The following is a 20,003-nucleotide window of genomic DNA, read 5'->3' as shown; positions in this document are numbered from 1 at the left end:
GACACGGCCGGAAGCGGCGTATTCGCGGTTCCGTGCCGCCCACTCCCGAGGAGACCTCCGATCTCTTGCGCTCCGCCCTCTTGTCCCAGGAACCTCGGGCGATTTAGCCTGCTCGCGCTCCTGCCCCGTGCCCGGGACCACCACCGAGGGAGAACCGCCCGTGATCCAGCCCTGGTTCGGCGAGGCCAAGCTCGGCATCTTCCTGCACTGGGGCATCTACAGCGTGGACGGAGTGGCCGAGTCCTGGTCCTTCTTCGACGGACGGGTGCCCTACGACCGCTACATGGCGCAGCTCGAAGGATTCACCGCGGCGCGGTACGACCCCGAGGAGTGGGCCGACCTGTTCGTGCGGGCCGGTGCCCGCTACGCCGTCCTCACCGCCAAACACCACGACGGTGTCGCCCTGTGGGACACCGCCGCCAACGACCTGTCGGTCGTCAAGCGCACGCCTGCGGGACGTGACCTCATCGCCCCCTATGTCGCCGCCCTGCGCGCCCGCGGGCTCAAGGTCGGCCTCTACTACTCGCACCTGGACTGGTCGCACCCGGACTACGCCACCGTCCGCCCCGTGGGACAGGACCCCGCCGAGCGCGGCAACCCGTACTCCATGCCGCCCGCGGGCGACGAATCACCGGAACGCTGGGCGGACTTCCTCGCCTTCCACCGCGTACAGGTCAGGGAACTGCTCGAACGGTTCGAGCCCGACCTGCTGTGGTTCGACGGCGAATGGGAGCGCAGCCCCGAGCAGTGGCGGATGGCGGAGCTCGCCGAGGAGATCGCGGAGCTCAGCCCGCACACCGTCGTCAACGGCCGCCTCACGGGACACGGCGACTACGCCACCCCGGAGCAGGGCGTGCCCGTCGAACCGCCGGATCAGCTGTGGGAGTTGTGCCTCACCGTCAACGACTCGTGGGGCCACCAGCCGCAGGACACCCGCCACAAGTCCCCGCGCCAACTGATCCGCGTCTTCGCCGAGACCGTCGGGGGCGGCGGCAATCTGCTGCTCGGCGTCGGCCCGAAGGGCGACGGCACGCTGCTGCCCGAGCAGACCGAGCGGCTGGAGGCGCTGGGGGAGTGGACCGCCCGTCACGCCGACGCCGTGTACGGGACGGGTCGCGGCCTGCCCCACGGCCATTTCTACGGCCCCTCCACGCTCTCCGCCGACCGCCGCACCCTCTACCTCTTCCTCTTCGACCGGCCCAACGAGTACGTGGTCCTGCGCGGCGTCCGCAACGCGGTGCGCTCGGCCCGCGTGCTCGGCAAGGGCACCGAGGTGCGCCGCGAACGGGTCGGCGGCCTCGGCGACGTACCCGGCTGGGAGTACGTCCACCTCACCGACGAGCACCTCGACCCGCTCTGCACCGTGCTGGCCCTGGAGCTCGACGGCGAACTCGACCTGTACCGGCAACACACCCGCGACTGAACCCGGCCACCCGACCCCTCACCGCCCTCGCCCCCGCCGCCACCGCGAGCCCCGCCCGCCACGCACCCGGACGCCTCCCCGTCGTCTCCCCGGCCCGCGTACGTCCGTGGCCGGCGCGGAGATCTCCTTGCGGAAGCGGCACGACACCTCTAACTGATCCGTCAGTCAGAATCACAATTCCTGCGCAAAACCTCGACAACCCAGGTGAATGGCGGTGCGGCCCGGCGCCCGTGCGTTGCGTTCGCCGCAACGCGCGGGTAGGGTCGCCGACCATGCAGCACGACCCCGAGGTGGCGGACCGCGTCCGCAAAGTGATCTCCGACGCGGGAGTGACCCAGCGCGAATTCGCCCGCCGTATCGTCATGGACCCCTCCAAGCTCTCCCGCTCGCTGGGCGGCACCCGGCGCTTCACGGCGGCGGAACTCGCCCGCATCGCGGACACGGGCGGGGTCGACGCGGGCTGGCTGCTCGGCGCGGCACGCCCCCCGGAGCCCGCCGCGCGGCGCGAACGCGCCGTGGCCCCCGAAGGTGGCCGCCCCCTGCAGATCGTCCGCGAGACCGTCCGCCTCATCGCCGAGCGCGGCTTCCACGCCGTCCGCGTCCAGGACATCGCCGCCGCCTGCGACACCAGTACCGCCGCCATCCACTACCACTTCCCCGGCCGCGACGACCTCCTCGAAGCCGCCGTGCGCTGGTGCATGGACGAGGACACCGCACGCCGGGCGGCCCGGATCGCGGACGCCGCCGACACCGCCGACGAACTGCGCCAGCTCATCGAGCTGCAGATCCCCCGCACCCCGCAGCAGCGCTGGCAGTGGAGCGTCTGGCTCGACCTGTGGGCGGAGGCCGCCCGCTCCACCGCCGTGGGCCGGCTGCACGCCGACTACTACCGGCAGTGGCGCACCACCGTCGCCGACGTCATTCGCCGCGGCACCGCCGAAGGCGTCTTCCGCCCCGCCGACCCCGAAGCGGCGGCACTGCGCCTGACCGCGCTGATCGACGGCCTCGCCACCCAGGTGCTCGCCTCGGCCCCCGACGGCACCGGCACCGGCCCCTACGACATGCACGAGGCCCTCACCGCCTACGTCGACGCGACACTGACCGCGCACTGACCTCCCGTACGACCGCCACCCCCACACGCAGCACAACACCCCGCCCCCGAGGGAGAGTTCCGCATGCCCGTGAACGAGAACGTCGTCATCACCTGCGCCCTGACCGGCGCCGGCGACACCGTGCGCAAGAGCCCGCACGTGCCCGTCACGCCCGAACAGATAGCCACCTCCGCCGTCGAGGCCGCCGAGGCGGGCGCCGCCGTCGTGCACATCCATGTCCGCGACCCGGAGACCGGTGCGCCCTCCCGCGACCCGCGTCTGTACCGCGAGGTCGTCGAGCGCATCAAGGAGACCGGCACCGACGTCGTCATCAACCTCACCGCGGGCATGGGCGGCGACCTCGTCATCGACCCTGACGAGCCCCTCAAGCACCTCCCCGGCACCGACCTGGTCAGCGGCCTCGACCGGCTCCCGCACGTCGAGGACCTGCTCCCCGACATCTGCACGCTGGACTGCGGCTCCCTCAACTTCGGTGACGGCAGCAACCTCTACATCTCCACCCCCGACATGCTCCGACAGGGCGCCAAGCGCATCCAGGAACTCGGCGTCCGCCCCGAGCTGGAGATCTTCGACACGGGGCAGCTCTGGTTCGCCAAGCAGCTCCTCGCCGAGGGGCTCCTCGACGACCCGACCGTCTTCCAGCTCTGCATGGGCGTTCCGTGGGGCGCCCCCGCCGACCCGGGCGTCCTCCAGTCCATGGTCAACATGCTGCCCGAGGGTGCCCAGTGGGCCAGCTTCGCGCTCGGCCGCATGCAGATGCCGTGGGTCGCCCAGTCCATCCTGCTCGGTGGCCAGGTCCGCGTCGGCCTGGAGGACAACCTCTACCTCGGCAAGGGCAACAAGGCGACGAACGCGCAGCTCGTCGAGCGTGCGGTGCGGATCACCGAGAGCCTGGGCTCCCGGGTCGCCTCCCCGGACGAGGCCCGGCAGAAGCTGGGCCTCAAGCCCCGCGCCTAGTTCCCCGCGTCCCTGAAGGGGCGCCCCCGTCCCCCCCCACCGGCAGCACGGATAGGACCCCCCATGACCACCACCCCGGAAGAAGTCCGCCGCGTCGCCTGCGTAGGCGCAGGTGTCATCGGCGGCGGCTGGGTCGCCCACTTCCTGGCCCGCGGCTACGACGTCACCGCCTGGGACCCCGCCCCCGACGCCGAACAGCGGCTGCGCCGCCTGGTCGAGGCCGCCTGGCCCGCCCTCACCCAGCTCGGCCTCGCCGAGGGCGCGTCGCAGGACCGCCTCACCGTCACCGCCACCCTCGAAGAGGCCGTCGCCGACGCCCAGTTCGTGCAGGAGAGCGCCCCCGAGAAGCTGGAGCTCAAGCGCGACCTGCTCGCGAAGCTCGACGCCGCCGCGCCCGCCGGCGTCGTCATCGCCTCCTCCACCTCCGGCTACCCGATGACCGACATGCAGACCGAGGCGGCCACGCCGGGCCGCCTCGTCGTCGGACACCCCTTCAACCCGCCGTATCTGATACCCCTCGTCGAGGTCGTCGGCGGCGAGCTGACCGACGCCGACGCCGTGACCTGGGCGTCCAGGTTCTACGAGGTCGCGGGCAAGTCCGTGATCACCATGAAGAGCGAGGTGCCCGGCTTCATCGCCAACCGCCTCCAGGAAGCCCTGTGGCGCGAGGCGCTGCACATGGTCGCCAACGGCGAGGCCACGGTCCAGGAGATCGACGACTCCATCACCGAGGGCCCCGGCCTGCGCTGGGCGTTCATGGGCCCGATGCTCACCTTCGCGCTCGCGGGCGGCGAGGGCGGCATGGCCCATATGCTCGACCACTTCGGCCCGTCCCTGAAGTCGCCGTGGACGCGCCTCGAAGCGCCCGAGCTCGACAAGAAGCTGTACGACGCCGTGGTCGCCGGATGCGACGAGGAGGCGAACGGCCGCACCATCGCGGACCTCGTCGCCGAACGGGACCAGGGCGTCATCGACGTCCTGCGCGCCACGGGCCGGCTCCCGGGAGGCACCAAGTGACCGAGCCCCTGCCCCTGTTCCACCGGACGGTGCGACCCGAGTGGATCGACTACAACGGCCACCTGAGCGAGGCCTTCTACGTCCTCGTCTTCGGCTACGCCACCGACGCCATGATGATCGAGACGGGCCTGCACGCCGGCTACCGCGAGTCCACCGGCTGCTCCCTCTACACGGTCGAGGCGCATGTGAGATACCTGAACGACGTCTCCGAGGGCGCCCACCTCGCCGTCCGCACCCGCCTGTTGGGCGCGGACGCCAAGAAGGCGCGGTTCGCGCACGAGATGTACGTGGTCGGGGCCGAGGGTGCCGAGCCGGCCCCGGACGCCACCCCCGTGGCGACCACCGAACTGCTCGCACTCCACGTCGACCAGAACGCGGGCCGGGCGACCCCGTTCCCGGACGAGATCCGCGAGCACCTCACGGCTCTGACGGAACCGGCCCCGGAGTGGGCGGGGCGTTCAATCGCCGCAGTGCCCCGGGTGACCTAGGGAGAACTCACCGTTCCAGTGGCTTGTGCGCAGTCTCCGGCAGCCGCAAGTAGACCACCGAGGACACGACACACAGCACGGCCACGTACACGGGGAAGAGCCCGGGGGAGCCGATCTCCTTGAACAGGGTCCCCATGTACGGGGCCGTGCCGCCGAACACCGCGACGGTCAGCGAGTACGGGAAGCCGATCCCGGCGGCCCGCACCCGAGCGGGGAACACCTCGGCGTTCACGGCCGCCGAGATCGACGTGAAGCCGGTGAGCAGCACCATGCCCGCGCACTGCACGAGCAGCAGCGAAGCGAACGACCCCGAGAGCGACTTGAGCAGCGGCACGCTCAGGACGGCGAAGCCGACGCCGAAGAAGAGCAGCGGCGGCCTGCGCCCGAGCCGGTCCGAGAGCAGCCCGCCGACGGGCTGGAGCAGCGCGAAGAACGCGAGCGAGACGGTCCCGGCGAGGAGCGCCTGACTCTTGCTGATGTCGGTGTTCAGCTCGGCGTACGTGGGCAGGTACGACGTCCAGGTGTAGTAGGCGAGGGTGCCGCCCGCCGTGATGCCGCAGATCAGCAGTGACTGGCGGGGATGGTGCCGCAACGCGTCGAGGAGCCCCGGCCGTTCGCCCTCCGCGGCGGTTGCCCGGTGCGTCTCGTGCGCCCCCTGCCTGATCCAGAAGCCGACCAGGCTCAGCGCCGCCCCGAAGAAGAACGGCAGCCGCCAGCCCCAGCCGTCCATCTGCCCGTCGGAGAGCGTGGCGACGAGGAGGGCGGCGACGCCGGACGCCGCCAGCTGGCCGATGCTGGTGGAGACGTACTGGAAACTGGAGAAGAGGCCGCGCCGTCCCGGGCCCGCCGACTCGACGAGGAACGTCGTCGACGCGGCGAACTCCCCGCCCACGGAGAGACCTTGGAGCAGCCGGGCCAGCACGAGCACGACCGGCGAGAGCACGCCCACGGCCGCGTAGGTCGGAGTCAGGCCGACGAGCAGACTGCTGCCGCCCATCAGCAGAATTGTGACGGTCAGTGCCGCCCGCCTGCCCTGCCGGTCGGCGACCGCCCCCATCAGCAGACCGCCGACGGGCCGCATGAAGAAGCCCACCGCGAAGACGGCGAACGTGGAGAGCAGCGGGACGAGGGAGTTGCCGGACCCCTTGGGGAAGACCTGGCCGGCGATGTACGTGGCGAGGAAGGTGTACGCGTACCAGTCGTACCACTCCACGGCGTTGCCGACCGACGCGGCGAGCAACTGACGTATCGGGCGCCGCTCGGGGGCGGGGACGGTGGCGGCCACCTGCTGGTCGTGCTGTGTCATGATCACGACCTTCCCCTGCCCCGCGGCGCCCCACACGTGCTGTCCGCCAGGCGGACGGGCCCGCGTCCGGAGGGGCGGGCGCTCAGCCGGTCGTCGGCTTGTACGCGTACACCGCCGTCGTCACCAGGCACGGCGCGGGCGGCACCACCTCGACGCGCAGGGTGCGGCGACCGGAGTCGTAGTCGACGCCCTCCGTCTCGAACGAGCCGGAGCAGATGCTGCGCTGCGGCGCGGCGAAGAGGCTGGACACGCGGCCGGTCACCGGCTTCCCGTCGAGCGGGCGCTCCAGGTCGACCTGGAGGACGGGGCGGTCCTCGGGGAACAGCTCCTTGGACGCGTCGTTGGAGGCGCACACCAGACGCGTCGCGGCGGCGAAGTCGCAGCCCTGGATGTCGCGCACCGGCTTGTCGAGCGTGATCTGCCCGGCCTGGGGGAGCGCGCCGCCGGTGGGCGGGGTCGAGGGGTTGAGGAGCGGCGCGGGGAAGACCTGGAGGCGGTTCTGGTCGCCCCACTCGCCGGACACCAGCCACTGGTTGTCGGGCGAGACGGCAGCGAAGGAGTTGTTGAGCTTCTCACCCGCGTCGAGCGTGTGCTCGTACAGGTGACGCTTCCCCGCCGGGGTCGTGACCGCGAACATCTTCGACCGTGCGTTGCCGCCGCCCTGGTAGGCGTCGAAGGTGTGGCCGTTCGCGATGTCCGGGTCGCCTATGTGCTCCCAGCCCTTGATGCGCAGATCGAGGGGTATCGAGCCGAGGCCCCGATAGAGGAGGCCGCCGTCCGCCCGGCTCGCCAGGCCCTGGCTACCCGTCAGGGAGTTGACGTGCGAGGTGCCCGACTCCTGCCAGCCGCCGGGCGGGGCGGGCGCGGCCGAGGCGCCGCCGCCCGTCATCACCGCCAGCGTGACGGCGCCGAACAGGGCGGTTGATGCCTTCCAAAGGGTCATCGGGGCGCTACCTCCGTGGGGGGTCGAAACGCTGCCGCGTCATCGTACGTAACGTGAGCACCGGTGATAACGGCCCGGCAGAAGGCGGTTCAGACATGAAGGCGGTTCAGACATGAAGGCGGTTCAGACGTGAAGCTGGCAATTCTCGGCGGGGGCGGATTCCGCGTGCCGCTCGTCTACGGTGCCCTCCTCGGCGACCGCGCCGAGGGCCGCGTCACCGACGTCGTCCTGCACGACCTGGACGCGGCCCGGCTCGACGCCATCGCCCGCGTCCTCGCCGACCAGGCCGCCGGTGTCCCGGACGCGCCCTCCGTGACCGCCACCACCGACCTCGACGAGGCGCTGCGCGGCGCCGACTTCGTGTTCTCCGCGATCCGCGTCGGCGGCCTGGAGGGGCGCGCCGCCGACGAGCGCGTCGCCCTCGCCGAGGGAGTTCTCGGCCAGGAGACCGTCGGCGCGGGCGGCATCGCCTACGGCCTGCGCACCGTGCCCGTCGCCGTCGACATCGCGCGCCGCGTCGCCCGGCTCGCCCCCGACGCCTGGGTCATCAACTTCACCAACCCCGCGGGCCTGGTCACCGAAGCCATGTCCCGCCACCTCGGCGACCGCGTCATCGGCATCTGCGACTCACCCGTGGGCCTCGGCCGCAGGATCGCGCAGGTGCTCGGCGGCAACCCCGACGAGGCCTTCATCGACTACGTGGGCCTCAACCACCTGGGCTGGCTGCGCGGCCTGCACATCGGGGGCCACGACGAACTGCCGCGCCTGCTCGCCGACCCGGAACTCCTCGTCTCCTTCGAGCAGGGCAGGCTGTTCGGCCCCGACTGGCTCCAGTCGCTCGGCATGATCCCCAACGAATACCTGCACTACTACTACTTCAACCGCGACACCGTGCGCGCCTACCAGCAGGCCGAGCGGACCCGCGGCGCCTTCCTCCACCACCAACAGGCCCGCTTCTACGACGACATGCGCCGCCAGGACGCCCCCGCCCTCAAGACCTGGAACGACACCCTCGCCGAGCGCGAGGCGGCGTACATGGCGGAGAACAGGGAAGCGGCGGGCGTGGGGGAGCGGGCCGAGGAGGACCTGGAGTCGGGCGGGTACGAGAAGGTCGCCCTCGCCCTGATGCGGGCCGTCGCACGCGACGAGCGGTCGACGCTGATCCTCAACGTCCGCAACGGCACGACCCTTTCCGCGCTGGACGCGGACGCCGTGATCGAGGTGCCGTGCTCCGTCGACGCGAACGGCGCCCACCCCATGTCGGTGGCCCCGCTGCCCGGCCACGCCACCGGCCTGGTGTGCGCGGTCAAGGCCGTCGAACGGGAGGTCCTCGAAGCGGTGGACAGCGGCTCGGCCGCCACCGCCGTCAAGGCGTTCGCGCTGCACCCGCTCGTCGACTCCGTGACGGTCGCGCGGCGCCTGGTGGACGGCTACCGGAGTGTGCACCCCGGCCTCGCGTACCTGAGGTGATGAGACCTGAGGTGATGACACCTGAGATGATCACGACATGAGTCCCGTCGTCTCCATCGGTGCCGCCGCCCGCCGCCCCTGCACGCTCGTCGTGTGCCGGGGCTGCTGCTGCGGCGACGCGCGCAAGAACCCCGGCATCGACCACGCCTGGCAGCTGGAGCGGCTGCGCTCCGCCGCGGCGGCCTCGCGCGGCCGGTTCACGGTGCGCACGAGCGACTGCCTCGGGCCGTGCGGGCAGGCCAACCTGGTCGTGGTCCAGCCCTCCTACGAGGGGCGCAGGCGGGGCGGCCGGGCGGCGTGGGTCGGCTTCGTCACGGACGACGAGTCGCTCGACGGGATACTGGCCTGGGCCGAGGCGGGCGGCCCCGGCCTGGCCGAGCCGTCCGCGACACTCGCGCTCCAGATGGTCGACCCCCGCGCGGTATAGGGCCTGTGCCGGATCAGCCGGCGAGAACCTGGTCCAGGAATTTGTTCAGGTTCTGCTCGGTCCTGGCGTTCTGCTCCTCCGGCGTGAGGCTCTCCTCGAAGCGGCGGGCCAGCGCCGTGACCTTCTTGCCCCGCACGTAGAGGGAGCAGGCCAGGTCCGCGCAGACGTACAGCCCGACCGAGTTGCCCCCGCGGCCGGCCGCGCCCGCCTTCGGGGCCACGAGCAGCGTGATCCCGGAGCCGGACTGCGGCGTCACACAGACCGAGCAGATGCTGGACTTGAACAGGCTCTTGCGCACCCCCGTGGAGGCGCGCAGGGCGATGCCCACAGGCTTGCCGTCCCGCCACGTCACCACATAGCCGCGCTCGGGCGCCTTCGGGTCCCGCCACCCGAGAAAGTCCAGGTCGGACCAGGGGGTGTCGGCGAACCCCGCCGGGAGGGTGAGTCTGCGGGCCTCGCCCTTCGAACAGTTCACAAAGGACGCGCGGATCTCGTTCTCACTTACGGGTTGCATGATCGGAACGTATCAACGGGCCGGTCGGGCCGTCGTGTCATTTTCACGGGCGGACCTCGATCACGACCTTGCCCCGCGCGTGGCCTTGCTCGACCGCGCGCAGCGCCTCGCCCGCGCGGTCCAGGGGGTACGTCGCCGTCACGTGCGGACGCAGTACGCCCGCCACGGCGAGGAGAGCGATCTCGTCCAGGACCGCCGACGTGCGGGCCCGCGCCACCGGGGCGCCGCCCAGCCTCCCCACGGTCTCCTTGGCCGCCGCCGTGATCAGCTTCGTGCGGTCGGTGAGGAGTTCCGCGACCTCCACGAGGTCCGCGCCGCCGACGAGGTCGAAGACCGCGTCGACGCTGCCGTCGGGCGCGGCCTCGCGTACGCGCTCGGGCAGCCGGGGGCCGGGCGGCACGTGGACGGCGCCGAGCGACTCGACGAACTCCTTCTTGCCCGCGCTCGCCGTGCCCACCACGCGCAGTCCGAAGTGCAGGGCGATCTGTGCCGCGGCCACGCCGACCCCGCCCCCGGCACCGGTGATCAGCAGCGTCGCGCCCGTGGGCAGGTCGAGCTGGCGCAGCCCGTCGTACGCGGTCGCCGCCGCGACCGGCAGCGCGGCCGCGTCCGTGAAGGACAGCGCGTCCGGCTTGCGCGCGGCGATGTCGGCGGGGACCAGCGTGAACTCCGCGTACCCGCCGGTGACCGGATTGCCGAACACCGGGTCGCCGACCGCGAAACCCTCGACGCCGGGCCCGACCCCCGCCACGACCCCGGCGACCTCGCTGCCCAGGACCTCGACTCCCACCAGCGGCGCCTGGCCGGGACGCCGCTTGCCCGCCCGCAGCTTCCAGTCGACCGGGTTGACGCCCGCCGCGCGCACGGCGACGAGCAGCTGACCGGGGCCGGGCTCGGGTGTGGGGAGGTCGTGGAAGGCCTCCACCTCCGGACCGCCGTGTTCGGTGAATGCGTACGCCCTGGGCATGTGGCTCCCTCACTTCGATCGACCGACCCTCCGCCGACAAGCGTCGACGCGCGTCCGCAGGGGAAGACCGTCAAGATCGCCCGGCTATTCCCGGCCGGGCGCGGGTGCTGAGTCGCGGCCGTCGGGGCAGGCTGTCGAGTGAGCTTTCGAGAAGCTGTGGAGAGAGAGGACGACGCGTGGTGTCCAGCGGCGGGAACGACGACGATCTGCTCAAGGGTCTTTCAGTGGACGACGCCCGTCCGGAACGCCCTGTGCTCCTCGACGAGCAGGGGCAACCTCTGCAGACGTGGCGGGAGAACTACCCGTACACGGAGAAGCTGGGCCGCAGGGCGTACGAGCGGCGCAAGCGGATTCTGCAGATCGAGCTGCTGAAGCTGCAGAAGACGGTGCGGGAGCGGGGCACGCGCATCGTGGTGCTGTGCGAGGGGCGTGACGCGGCGGGCAAGGGCGGCACGATCAAACGGTTCACCGAGCGCCTGAATCCGCGCGGTGCCCGGACGGTGGCGCTGGACAAGCCGAACGAGCACGAGGCGGGCCAGTGGTACTTCCAGCGGTACGTCGCCCAGCTGCCCTCGGCGGGGGAGATCGTCTTCTTCGACCGGTCCTGGTACAACCGCGCGGGCGTCGAGCCGGTGATGGGGTTCTGCACGCCCCGCGAGCACCAGCACTTCCTGGAACAGGCTCCGCTGTTCGAGAAGATGATCACTGACGACGGCATCGTCCTCATCAAGTTCTGGTTCTCCGTCTCCCGTGCCGAACAGCGGACGCGTTTCGCGATCCGGCAGGTCGACCCGGTGCGCCAGTGGAAACTGTCCTCGACCGACGTCGCCTCGCTGGACCTGTGGGACGCGTACACGTACGCGAAGGTCGAGATGTTCCGGGCCACGGACACGCCCCACGCCCCGTGGACCGTCGTGAAGACCAACGACAAGCGGCGCGGCCGCCTCGAAGCCATGCGCCACCTCCTGCTGCGGCTCGACTACGAGGCGAAGGACACGGAGGCCGTGGGAAAGGCCGACCCGTTGATCATCGGGCCGGCCGACACCCTGCTGGAACCGGGCGAGGACGCCACGGACCTCTCACCGAGCAAGCTCGCCGACAACCGCCGCGGGCCCGGCCGGCACCCCGGCGAGAAGTGAGGGCCGCGGCGCTCTCACCGCCGCCGTCCCGGTGTCACAGCCCCACCGCCCCGTCGATGCGCTCCCGCAGCAGATCGGCGTGGCCGTTGTGGCGCGCGTACTCCTCGATCATGTGCAGGAGCACCCAGCGCAGCGACACCGCGCCGAGCCACGAGTCCTGGCCCTCGACGTCGAGACCGGCGGCCTCCTCGACGAACTTCTCGGCGAACGCCACCTCGGCGCGCCAGGCCTCCCAGGCCGCGGCGACGGCCCCGGGCTCCGCCACCGCCCCGTCGAAGTCCTCGTCGGGGTTGTCGGGCGTGGCATAGAGGAGCGCAACGTCGAGACCGGCCATGTCCTTGCGGAACCAGCGGCGTTCCACATCGGTGAGGTGCCGGACCAGACCGAGCAGCGACAGCACGGAGGGCTCGACGGACCGCTGGTCCAACTCCTTCTCCAGGCCACGGCACTTGAGCTCCAGCGTCTCGCGCTGGGCCCGCAGGAAGCTGGCGAGCATGGACCGTTCGTCCCCGGTGAAGCCCCCGCCGTAGCGGGGGTCGGTCGGCTCGCCCGTGAAGAACCTGACTCTTCTGCTTGACGTCATGGACTCATCATCGGGCCCTGCACCGGGCCGAGTTCGGCCAGCCCCTCGTACAGCGCCCCCACCAGGTGGATGCTGCGCAGATCCTCGCCCGAGGTCCCGGCGCCCATGCGGTTCATGGTGTACGCGTACGAGACGCCGTTCTCCGGGTCGGCGAAGGCGTAGGAGCCGCCCGCGCCGCCGTGCCCGAACGCACGGGGGTTGGGGCCCGCCTGGCCGAACTGGTTGAGCATGTAGCCGAGGCCCCACGGCCAGGTCTCGGCGAGCGGGGTGCCCGCCCGCAGGACGAGGTCCGGTTCGTCGCCGTCGCTCTGCCGGGTGCGCAGCCGCTCCAGGGTGCCGGGGGAGAGGAGCCTGCCGCACGCCAACTCCGCGTACACGGCGGCGAGTCCGCGCGCGGTGGCGTGCCCGTTGGTCGCGGGGATCTCCGCGCTGCGGTAGGCCGCGGAATTCACGTCGCCGAGCGGCAGATACTGCAGGGCCAGTGTGACGGGCGCCATCGGGTGGTCCGCAAGACCGCCGACCGGGGGTTTCGGCGCGTCCCCGAACACGGTGCGCGACGTCGCCGATGACGACGCCGCCCCCGATGCCCGCGGCGACGGCGAGGCTCCGGCGGCGCGGACGGCGGGCGCCATGTCCGCGCACCGCCCGTGCTCGCTCTCCGGCGTGCCCACGTGGACGTCGGCGCCCAGCGGCCCGGTCACCTCGGAGTGCAGGAACGTCCCGAGCGAGACGCCGGTGACGCGCCGCACCACCTCGCCGACCAGGAAGCCGAATGTCACTGCGTGGTAGCCCTGGGCGGTGCCCGGCCGCCACCACGGCCGTGTCGCCGCCAGCGCCCGCGTCACCTTCTCCCAGTCGTACACCGCGCCCGGGGTCATCGGCTCGCCCGGTGCGATCAGACCGGAGCGGTGGCTCAGGAGCCAGCGCACCGGGATGTCGTCCTTTCCCTCCCGCGCGAACTCCGGCCAGTACCGAGCGACCGGTGCGTCCAGGTCCAACTCGCCGCGTTCCACGAGCAGATGGGCGCAGAGCGCCGTCATCCCCTTGGTCGTGGAGTAGACGTTGACCAGCGTGTCCCGCTCCCAGGGGCGGGTGCCCGTCCGGTCCGCGTCGCCGCCCCACAGGTCGACGACGACCTCGCCGCCGACCGTGGCCGCGACGGCCGCGCCGAGGTCGTCGCGCTCGGCGAAATTCCGCTCGAACTCCTTGCGAAGGCCCTCGAATCCCGGGGCGCAGGTGCCGTGGACGCGCATAGTCATGGCCTCATGGTTGCCCACGGCATCTACCTCCGCAAGGTGACCGCGCCACATCCGGCCGCGGTACCGCCGGATGCACCAGCCTTCACCACCGGTCGGACGAAGCGGGCCCGTGCACGAGGACGCCGATGTGTGGATGCGGAGTGAAGAAATCTCCGAGTGCGTCGACCGTGAACTGCCAAATGCGGGCCCTGTGCCCCGATTGTCCGGGACTTGTGTCCTGCCCACGAGAGGTTGGACTTCCCTTCACACACCCGTCACAGGCTCTTCCGTATCGCTTGCTCCCCTTGGCACACTTCACCCCGCTCGCGTCCCCCACAAAACACGAGGTCGGAATACTCATGCCTGAACTCAATCGGCGCCGCTTCATGCAGCTGGCCGGCGGCACCGCGACGTTCGCCATGCTCAACCAGAGCATCGCCCGCGCCGCGTCCCTGCCCGCCAGGCGCGCCTCCGGCACCATCAAGGACGTCGAGCACGTCGTCGTTCTCATGCAGGAGAACCGGTCCTTCGACCACTACTTCGGGACGATGAAGGGCGTACGCGGCTTCGGCGACCCGCGCCCGGTGACCCTGCCCAGCGGCAAGCCGGTCTGGCACCAGCGGGGCGGCGGCAAGGAGGTGCTGCCCTTCCACCCGGACGCCGAGAACCTCGGCATGCAGTTCATCGCGGGCCTCGACCACGACTGGGCTGGCGGCCACAAGGCGTTCAACAACGGCGCGTACGACCAGTGGATTCCCGCGAAGTCCGAGCGGACGATGGCCTACCTGGAGCGGAACGACATTCCGTTCCACTACGCGCTCGCCGACGCGTTCACGGTCTGCGACGACTACCACTGCTCGTTCATCGGGGCCACCGACCCCAACCGCTACTACATGCTCACGGGCCACGTCGGCAACGACGGCAAGGGCGGCGGCCCGGTCCTCGGCAACCAGGAGGCGGGGTACGACTGGACGACGTACGCGGAGCGCCTGGAGCGGGCGGGCGTGAGCTGGAAGGTCTACCAGGACATCGGCGACGGCCTGGACGCGGCCGGGCACTGGGGCTGGATCGACGACGCCTACCGCGGCAACTACGGCGACAACTCGCTCCTCTACTTCAACAAGTACCGCAACGCCAAGCCCGGCGACCCGCTGTACGACAAGGCCCGCACCGGCACCAACGCCAAGAAGGGTGACGGCTACTTCGACATCCTCACGGCCGACGTGAAGGCGGACAGGCTGCCGCAGGTCTCCTACATCGCCTGCCCGGAGGCTTTCACCGAGCACCCGAACTGGCCGGTGAACTACGGCGCCTGGTACATCGCGCAGGTCCTCGACGCGCTCACCTCCAACCCCGAGGTGTGGGCGAAGACGGCGCTCTTCATCACGTACGACGAGAACGACGGCTACTTCGACCACATCGTCCCGCCGTACGTGCCGAAGGACGCCAACCAGGGCAAGTCCACCGTCGACACGACGCTCGACTACTTCCCGGGCAACGCGAGCTACGCGGCCGGGCACTACGGCCTGGGCCAGCGCGTCCCGATGATCGTCGTCTCGCCCTGGAGCACCGGCGGCTTCGTGAACTCCGAGGTCTTCGACCACACGTCGATCATCCGGTTCATGGAGAAGCGCTTCGGCGTCGAGGAGCCCAACATCTCGCCGTGGCGCCGCGCGATCTGCGGCGACCTGACGTCCGCGTTCGACTTCAGCGGCAAGGACACCGACCCGGCGAAGCTCCCCGACACCGCCGCCTACGAGCCGCCGGACAACGACCGCCACCCCGACTACGTGCCGAAGGCGCCCGCGAACCCGGCGCTCCCCAAGCAGGAGTCCGGCTCCCGGCCCGCCCGCGCGCTGCCCTACGCCCCGCTGGTGGACGGCGCCGCCGACCCCGCCGCCGGAAAGTTCACGCTCACCTTCGGCGGCGGCGCCAAGGCCGGCGTCTGCTTCCACGTCCGCTCCGGGAACCGCACCGACGGCCCGTGGACATACACCACGGAGGCGGGCAAGACGGTCTCCGACACCTGGAACTCGAAGTACTCCAAGGATGCCTACGACCTCTCGGTGTTCGGCCCCAACGGCTTCCTGCGCACCTTCAAGGGCCCCGGCAAGAAGGCGGGCCCCGAGGTCGTCGCCCGCCACGACGGTACGACGGGCAACGTCAGGCTGACCCTGAAGAACGCGGGCAGCGCCGACGTGAACCTCACGGTGACCAACGCCTACGGTGGCGCCGGTCAGACCTTCAAGGTCAGGGCGGGCGCCTCCGTGGAGCACACCGTCGACCTGCGGTCGAGCAAGCGCTGGTACGACCTGACCGTGAAGTCCGACGCCGACGCCGGATTCCTGCGGCGCCTCGCGGGCCACGTGGAGACCGGCGCAGCCGGCGTCAGCGACCCGGCGATCATCACCGCCTGACACCGGGAGGCCGGGAGGCCGGAAGGCCCAGAAGGCCGGGCGGCCGGGGGCCAGAAAAAGGGGACGCCTGCGGACGGCACGCGTGGATAGCATCCAGAGGCATGACATCCACCCGTCGCCCCGCAGGCGTCCCCGACAAGCCCGTCCTCGACGGGCTCGAAGACAAGTGGTCGCGGCGATGGGACGAGGCGGGGGTATTCGCCTTCGACCGTTCGAGGACGCGCGACCAGATCTTCTCGATCGACACCCCGCCGCCCACGGTCAGCGGCTCGCTCCACGTCGGCCACGTCTTCTCGTACACGCACACCGACGCCGTCGCCCGGTACCAGCGCATGCGCGGCAAGGAAGTCTTCTATCCCATGGGGTGGGACGACAACGGACTGCCCACCGAGCGGCGCGTCCAGAACCACTACGGCGTCCGCTGCGACCCCGCCCTGCCGTACGACCCGGACCTCGTCCCGCCCGGCAAGCCCGGCAAGCGCCAACTGCCGGTCTCCCGGCGGAACTTCATCGAGCTGTGCGAGCGTCTCACCGCCGAGGACGAGCAGGCCTTCGAGAACCTGTGGCGGCGTCTCGGCCTCTCCGTCGACTGGTCCCGCACCTATCGGACCATCGACGCCGACGCCCGTGCCGCCTCGCAGCTCGCGTTCCTCGACGACCTCGCGCGCGGTGACGCGTACGTCGCCGAGGCGCCCACGCTCTGGGACGTCACGTTCCGCACGGCCGTCGCCCAGGCCGAGCTGGAGGACCGCGAGCGGCCCGCCGCCTACCACCGGCTCGCCTTCCGGCGGGCGGACGGCGGCACCGTCCCGATCGAGACGACCCGCCCCGAACTGCTCCCGGCCTGCGTCGCGCTCGTCGCGCACCCCGACGACGAGCGCTACCGCGACCTGTTCGGCACGACCGTCCGCACGCCGCTCTTCGACGTCGAGGTCCCCGTCGTCGCACACCGCCTCGCCTCGCCGGACAAGGGCACGGGCATCGCGATGGTCTGCACGTTCGGCGACACCACGGATGTCACCTGGTGGCGCGAACTGCGCCTCGCCACCAGGCCGGTGATCGGCTGGGACGGCCGCTTCCTCGCCGAGCCGCCGGGCGGCGTCGGGACACCGGCCGCCGTCGCGGCGTACGCGAAGCTGGCCGGCGCCACCGCGCACACGGCCCGGGAGCGCATGGTCGACATGCTGCGCGAGAGCGGCGACCTCACGGGTGAGCCGCGCCACGTCACGCACGCGGTGAAGTTCTTCGAGAAGGGCGACAAGCCCCTGGAGATCGTCACGACCCGGCAGTGGTACGTCCGCAACGGCGGCCGGGACGCGGCGCTGCGCGACCGGCTCCTGGCCCGCGGCGCCGAACTGGAGTGGCATCCGCCGCATATGCGGATTCGCTACGAGAACTGGGTCGGCGGCCTCAACGGCGACTGGCTGATCAGCCGCCAGCGCTTCTTCGGCGTCCCGATCCCCGTCTGGTACCCGCTGGACGGTTCGGGCCGGCCCGACCACGACCATCCGATCGTCCCCGACCGCTCCGCCCTGCCCGTCGACCCGAGCGCGGAGACCCCGCCCGGCTACGAGGCGGCACAGCGCGACGCGCCGCACGGCTTCACCGGCGACCCGGACGTCATGGACACCTGGGCGACCTCCTCGCTCACCCCGCAGATCGCGGGCAAGTGGCTGACGGACCCGGACCTGTTCGCGCGGGTCTTCCCGATGGACCTGCGCCCGCAGGCCCACGAGATCATCCGCACCTGGCTGTTCTCGACCGTCGTGCGCTCCCACGCCGAGCACGACGCGCTGCCCTGGCGGCACGCGGCGATCTCCGGCTGGATCCTCGACCCCGACCGCAAGAAGATGGCGAAGTCCAAGGGCAACGCCGTCACCCCGGACGACCTCCTCGGCCAGCACGGCTCGGACGCCGTCCGCTACTGGGCGGCGAGCGGGCGCCCCGGCACGGACACCGCGTTCGACGTCGGCCAGATGAAGATCGGCCGCCGCCTCGCCACGAAGCTGCTGAACCTCGGCAAGTTCGTCCTGAGCCTGGGCGACGTCCGCGCGGAGGCCGACGTCACCGAACCGCTCGACAGGGCGCTGCTCGCCGAACTGGCGACCACCGTCGAGGAGGCCACCGCGGCCTTCGACACCTTCGACTACGCGCGCGCCCTCGAACGCACCGAACAGCTCTTCTGGCGCTTCTGCGACGACTACGTCGAACTGGTCAAGGCCCGCGCGTACGGCGACCGGGGCGACGCGGCCGCCACGGAATCCGCACGGGCCGCGCTCCGCACGGCACTCGACGTCCTGCTGCGGCTCTTCGCGCCGGTCCTGCCCTTCGTCACGGAGGAGGTCTGGTCGTGGTGGCGGGACGGCTCGGTCCACCGGTCGGCCTGGCCCGGCGCGGCGCAACTGCGGCGGCACGCGGGCGACGCGGCGGTCCTCACCGCGGCGTCGGAGGCCATCGCCGCGGTCCGTAGGGCCAAGTCGCAGGCGAAGCTGTCGATGCGGGCGGACGTCACGCGGGCCACGGTCACGGCACCGCGCGCGACCCTCGACCACTTCGCGGCGGCGCAGGGCGATGTGCGGGCGGCGGGGCGGCTCGGTTCGGTGGAGTTGCGGGAGGGAGCGGGGCCGCTGCGGGTGGAGGTGGCGTTCTGAGCGGGCCGGGAGCGCCCCTTCAGGGGAGCATGCGAGGCGGGGGGTGAGTCGGACGTCACACCCCCGCAAGGGGCTGGCGGACGGCCCGTACCCGGGAGGTAGGGTCACCCGGGTGACAACGCATTCGAACACTCCTGCAGGCTGGTACCCGGACCCTCACGGCGCGCCCCAACTCCTGCGCTGGTGGGACGGCTCCCAATGGACGGAGCACACCAGCCCGGCCGAGCAGGCCCAGGCCGCCCAGGCCCAGCAGGTCCCGCAGCAGGCACAGCCCGCGCAGGCACAGCCGGTGCAGGCGCAGCCCGCCGCCGGGCAGTTCGGACAGCCCCAGGCGCAGGCGCCGCAGGGCCAGTTCGGCCAGCCGCAGGCGCACCCGCAGGCGCCGCCGATGGCCGATCCGGCCAAGGTGCAGCGCCAGGTGCAGCAGCAGGCCGGTGTCGCGCCCTCCGCGCAGGGCGGCGGCACGCTGTTCACCGAGCCGGTCCTGGTGGTGAACCAGAAGGCCAAGCTCATCGAGCTGACGAACGAGTACAGCGTGATGGACCAGGCGGGCAACACGCTCGGCTCGGTCGTCCAGGTCGGCCAGAGCACGCTGAAGAAGGTCGCGCGCTTCGTCTCCAGCATCGACCAGTTCATGACGCACAAGCTCGAGATCCGCGACGCGTACGGGCAGCCGCAGATGATGCTGACCCGCCCCCGCAAGTTCATGAAGTCGCGGGTGATCGTCGAGCGGGCGGACGGCCAGCAGGTCGGCGAGATCGTCCAGCAGAACATGATCGGCAAGATCAACTTCGCGATGATGGTGAACGGCCAGCAGGTCGGCGCGATCAAGGCGGAGAACTGGCGCGCGTGGAACTTCTCGATCGTCGACCACGCCGACAACGAGGTCGCCCGGATCACGAAGACCTGGGAAGGCCTCGCCAAGACGATGTTCACCACCGCGGACAACTACGTCCTGCAGATCCACTACCAGCTGCCCGAGCCGCTCCTGAGTCTCGTCGTGGCGACGGCCCTCACGGTCGACACGGCCCTGAAGCAGGACGCCCGAGGCTTCGGCTGACAGAGCCCCGGCGTCCCCAGGGGCGCGGGGAACTGCGCGCCCAGCCACATCCGGCCCGCAGCCCTCGATCGGCATCGGCCGCCCCCCCCGGGGGATGGGCCACGAGACGGCCGACCGCGCTCCGGCGTCCCCAGGGGCGCGGGGAACTGCGCGCCCAGCCACATCCGGCCCGCAGCCCTCGATCGGCATCGGCCGCCCCCCCCCGGGGGATGGGCCACGAGACGGCCGACCGCGCTCCGGCGTCCCCAGGGGCGCGGGGAACTGCGCGCCCAGCCACATCCGGCCCGCAGC

General features: G+C 71.5%; 17 protein-coding genes. 11 read left to right on the top strand and 6 right to left on the bottom strand.

All coding sequences use genetic code 11. The annotated features are described in order from the left end of the window. Nucleotides 1-163: 163 nt before the first annotated feature. The 5 genes from AB0N81_RS22900 to AB0N81_RS22880 all read left to right on the top strand — a co-directional run bounded on the left by AB0N81_RS22900 (nucleotide 164) and on the right by AB0N81_RS22880 (nucleotide 4,997). Nucleotides 164-1,423 carry an alpha-L-fucosidase gene (locus tag AB0N81_RS22900; RefSeq protein ID WP_365361590.1) on the top strand — a complete coding sequence of 420 codons (1,260 nt, stop codon included), beginning with the start codon at nucleotides 164-166 and terminating at the stop codon, nucleotides 1,421-1,423. A 272-nt stretch (nucleotides 1,424-1,695) separates the two neighbouring features. Then, complete coding sequence (locus tag AB0N81_RS22895) at nucleotides 1,696-2,535, top strand: TetR/AcrR family transcriptional regulator (RefSeq protein ID WP_365361139.1); 840 nt, start codon at nucleotides 1,696-1,698, stop codon at nucleotides 2,533-2,535. A gap of 63 nt (nucleotides 2,536-2,598) precedes the next feature. Then, nucleotides 2,599-3,492, top strand: coding sequence for a 3-keto-5-aminohexanoate cleavage protein (locus tag AB0N81_RS22890; RefSeq protein ID WP_365361137.1), 894 nt, complete (start codon nucleotides 2,599-2,601; stop codon nucleotides 3,490-3,492). 63 nt (nucleotides 3,493-3,555) lie between these two features. Continuing rightward, on the top strand, nucleotides 3,556-4,509 hold the full coding sequence (locus AB0N81_RS22885; protein ID WP_365361135.1) for a 3-hydroxyacyl-CoA dehydrogenase NAD-binding domain-containing protein: 954 nt from the start codon (nucleotides 3,556-3,558) through the stop codon (nucleotides 4,507-4,509). Continuing rightward, nucleotides 4,506-4,997: a thioesterase family protein gene (locus AB0N81_RS22880; protein ID WP_365361133.1), complete on the top strand. Its 492-nt coding sequence runs from the start codon at nucleotides 4,506-4,508 to the stop codon at nucleotides 4,995-4,997. Before AB0N81_RS22885 ends, AB0N81_RS22880 begins: the two co-directional genes overlap by 4 nt. 7 nt (nucleotides 4,998-5,004) lie before the next feature. Here the strand turns inward: AB0N81_RS22880 and AB0N81_RS22875 are convergent, their stop codons facing one another. Then, complete coding sequence (locus AB0N81_RS22875) at nucleotides 5,005-6,303, bottom strand: MFS transporter (RefSeq protein WP_365361131.1); 1,299 nt, start codon at nucleotides 6,301-6,303, stop codon at nucleotides 5,005-5,007. Between the two features lie 82 nt (nucleotides 6,304-6,385). Further along, on the bottom strand, nucleotides 6,386-7,192 hold the full coding sequence (locus tag AB0N81_RS22870) for a hypothetical protein (RefSeq protein ID WP_365361588.1): 807 nt from the start codon (nucleotides 7,190-7,192) through the stop codon (nucleotides 6,386-6,388). Between the two features lie 183 nt (nucleotides 7,193-7,375). Here AB0N81_RS22870 and AB0N81_RS22865 point away from each other — a divergent pair, with 183 nt between their 5' ends. Together AB0N81_RS22865 and AB0N81_RS22860 are read left to right on the top strand one after the other, a co-directional pair. Next, nucleotides 7,376-8,716 carry a 6-phospho-beta-glucosidase gene (locus tag AB0N81_RS22865; protein ID WP_365361129.1) on the top strand — a complete coding sequence of 447 codons (1,341 nt, stop codon included), beginning with the start codon at nucleotides 7,376-7,378 and terminating at the stop codon, nucleotides 8,714-8,716. 37 nt (nucleotides 8,717-8,753) lie between these two features. After that, complete coding sequence (locus AB0N81_RS22860; protein WP_150187225.1) at nucleotides 8,754-9,143, top strand: (2Fe-2S) ferredoxin domain-containing protein; 390 nt, start codon at nucleotides 8,754-8,756, stop codon at nucleotides 9,141-9,143. Between the two features lie 13 nt (nucleotides 9,144-9,156). Here the strand turns inward: AB0N81_RS22860 and AB0N81_RS22855 are convergent, their stop codons facing one another. Further along, nucleotides 9,157-9,657 (bottom strand): FBP domain-containing protein, encoded by a 501-nt coding sequence (locus tag AB0N81_RS22855; RefSeq protein WP_365361127.1) that lies wholly within the window; start codon nucleotides 9,655-9,657, stop codon nucleotides 9,157-9,159. A gap of 43 nt (nucleotides 9,658-9,700) precedes the next feature. Then, entirely contained in the window at nucleotides 9,701-10,624 is a 924-nt protein-coding gene (locus AB0N81_RS22850) for an NADP-dependent oxidoreductase (protein ID WP_365361125.1), read from the bottom strand. Between the two features lie 176 nt (nucleotides 10,625-10,800). Between AB0N81_RS22850 and ppk2 the strand changes: the two genes are divergently transcribed. Next, nucleotides 10,801-11,763: a polyphosphate kinase 2 gene (ppk2, locus tag AB0N81_RS22845; protein ID WP_365361123.1), complete on the top strand. Its 963-nt coding sequence runs from the start codon at nucleotides 10,801-10,803 to the stop codon at nucleotides 11,761-11,763. A 34-nt stretch (nucleotides 11,764-11,797) separates the two neighbouring features. On the opposite strand, the gene AB0N81_RS22840 is transcribed toward ppk2, so the two are convergent. Together AB0N81_RS22840 and AB0N81_RS22835 are read right to left on the bottom strand one after the other, a co-directional pair. Then, nucleotides 11,798-12,346 (bottom strand): DinB family protein, encoded by a 549-nt coding sequence (locus AB0N81_RS22840; RefSeq protein WP_365361121.1) that lies wholly within the window; start codon nucleotides 12,344-12,346, stop codon nucleotides 11,798-11,800. After that, entirely contained in the window at nucleotides 12,343-13,605 is a 1,263-nt protein-coding gene (locus AB0N81_RS22835; protein WP_365361119.1) for a serine hydrolase domain-containing protein, read from the bottom strand. The genes AB0N81_RS22840 and AB0N81_RS22835 overlap by 4 nt, the downstream gene beginning before the upstream one ends. Before the next feature lie 338 nt (nucleotides 13,606-13,943). On the opposite strand from AB0N81_RS22835, the gene AB0N81_RS22830 reads away from it, so the two are divergent. The 3 genes from AB0N81_RS22830 (at nucleotide 13,944) to AB0N81_RS22820 (ending at nucleotide 19,712) form a co-directional block, all read left to right on the top strand. Further along, nucleotides 13,944-16,001 carry a phosphocholine-specific phospholipase C gene (locus AB0N81_RS22830; RefSeq protein WP_365361117.1) on the top strand — a complete coding sequence of 686 codons (2,058 nt, stop codon included), beginning with the start codon at nucleotides 13,944-13,946 and terminating at the stop codon, nucleotides 15,999-16,001. A gap of 101 nt (nucleotides 16,002-16,102) precedes the next feature. After that, nucleotides 16,103-18,652, top strand: coding sequence for a valine--tRNA ligase (gene valS, locus AB0N81_RS22825; protein ID WP_365361115.1), 2,550 nt, complete (start codon nucleotides 16,103-16,105; stop codon nucleotides 18,650-18,652). A gap of 112 nt (nucleotides 18,653-18,764) precedes the next feature. Further along, on the top strand, nucleotides 18,765-19,712 hold the full coding sequence (locus tag AB0N81_RS22820) for a phospholipid scramblase-related protein (RefSeq protein WP_365361113.1): 948 nt from the start codon (nucleotides 18,765-18,767) through the stop codon (nucleotides 19,710-19,712). Nucleotides 19,713-20,003: the final 291 nt, after the last annotated feature.

The sequence above is a fragment of the Streptomyces sp. NPDC093510 genome (genome assembly GCF_040683555.1).
Lineage (GTDB): Bacteria > Actinomycetota > Actinomycetes > Streptomycetales > Streptomycetaceae > Streptomyces.
The sequence above is the reverse complement of the archived record's forward strand: the minus strand, read 5'-3'. Positions and strand labels throughout refer to the sequence as shown.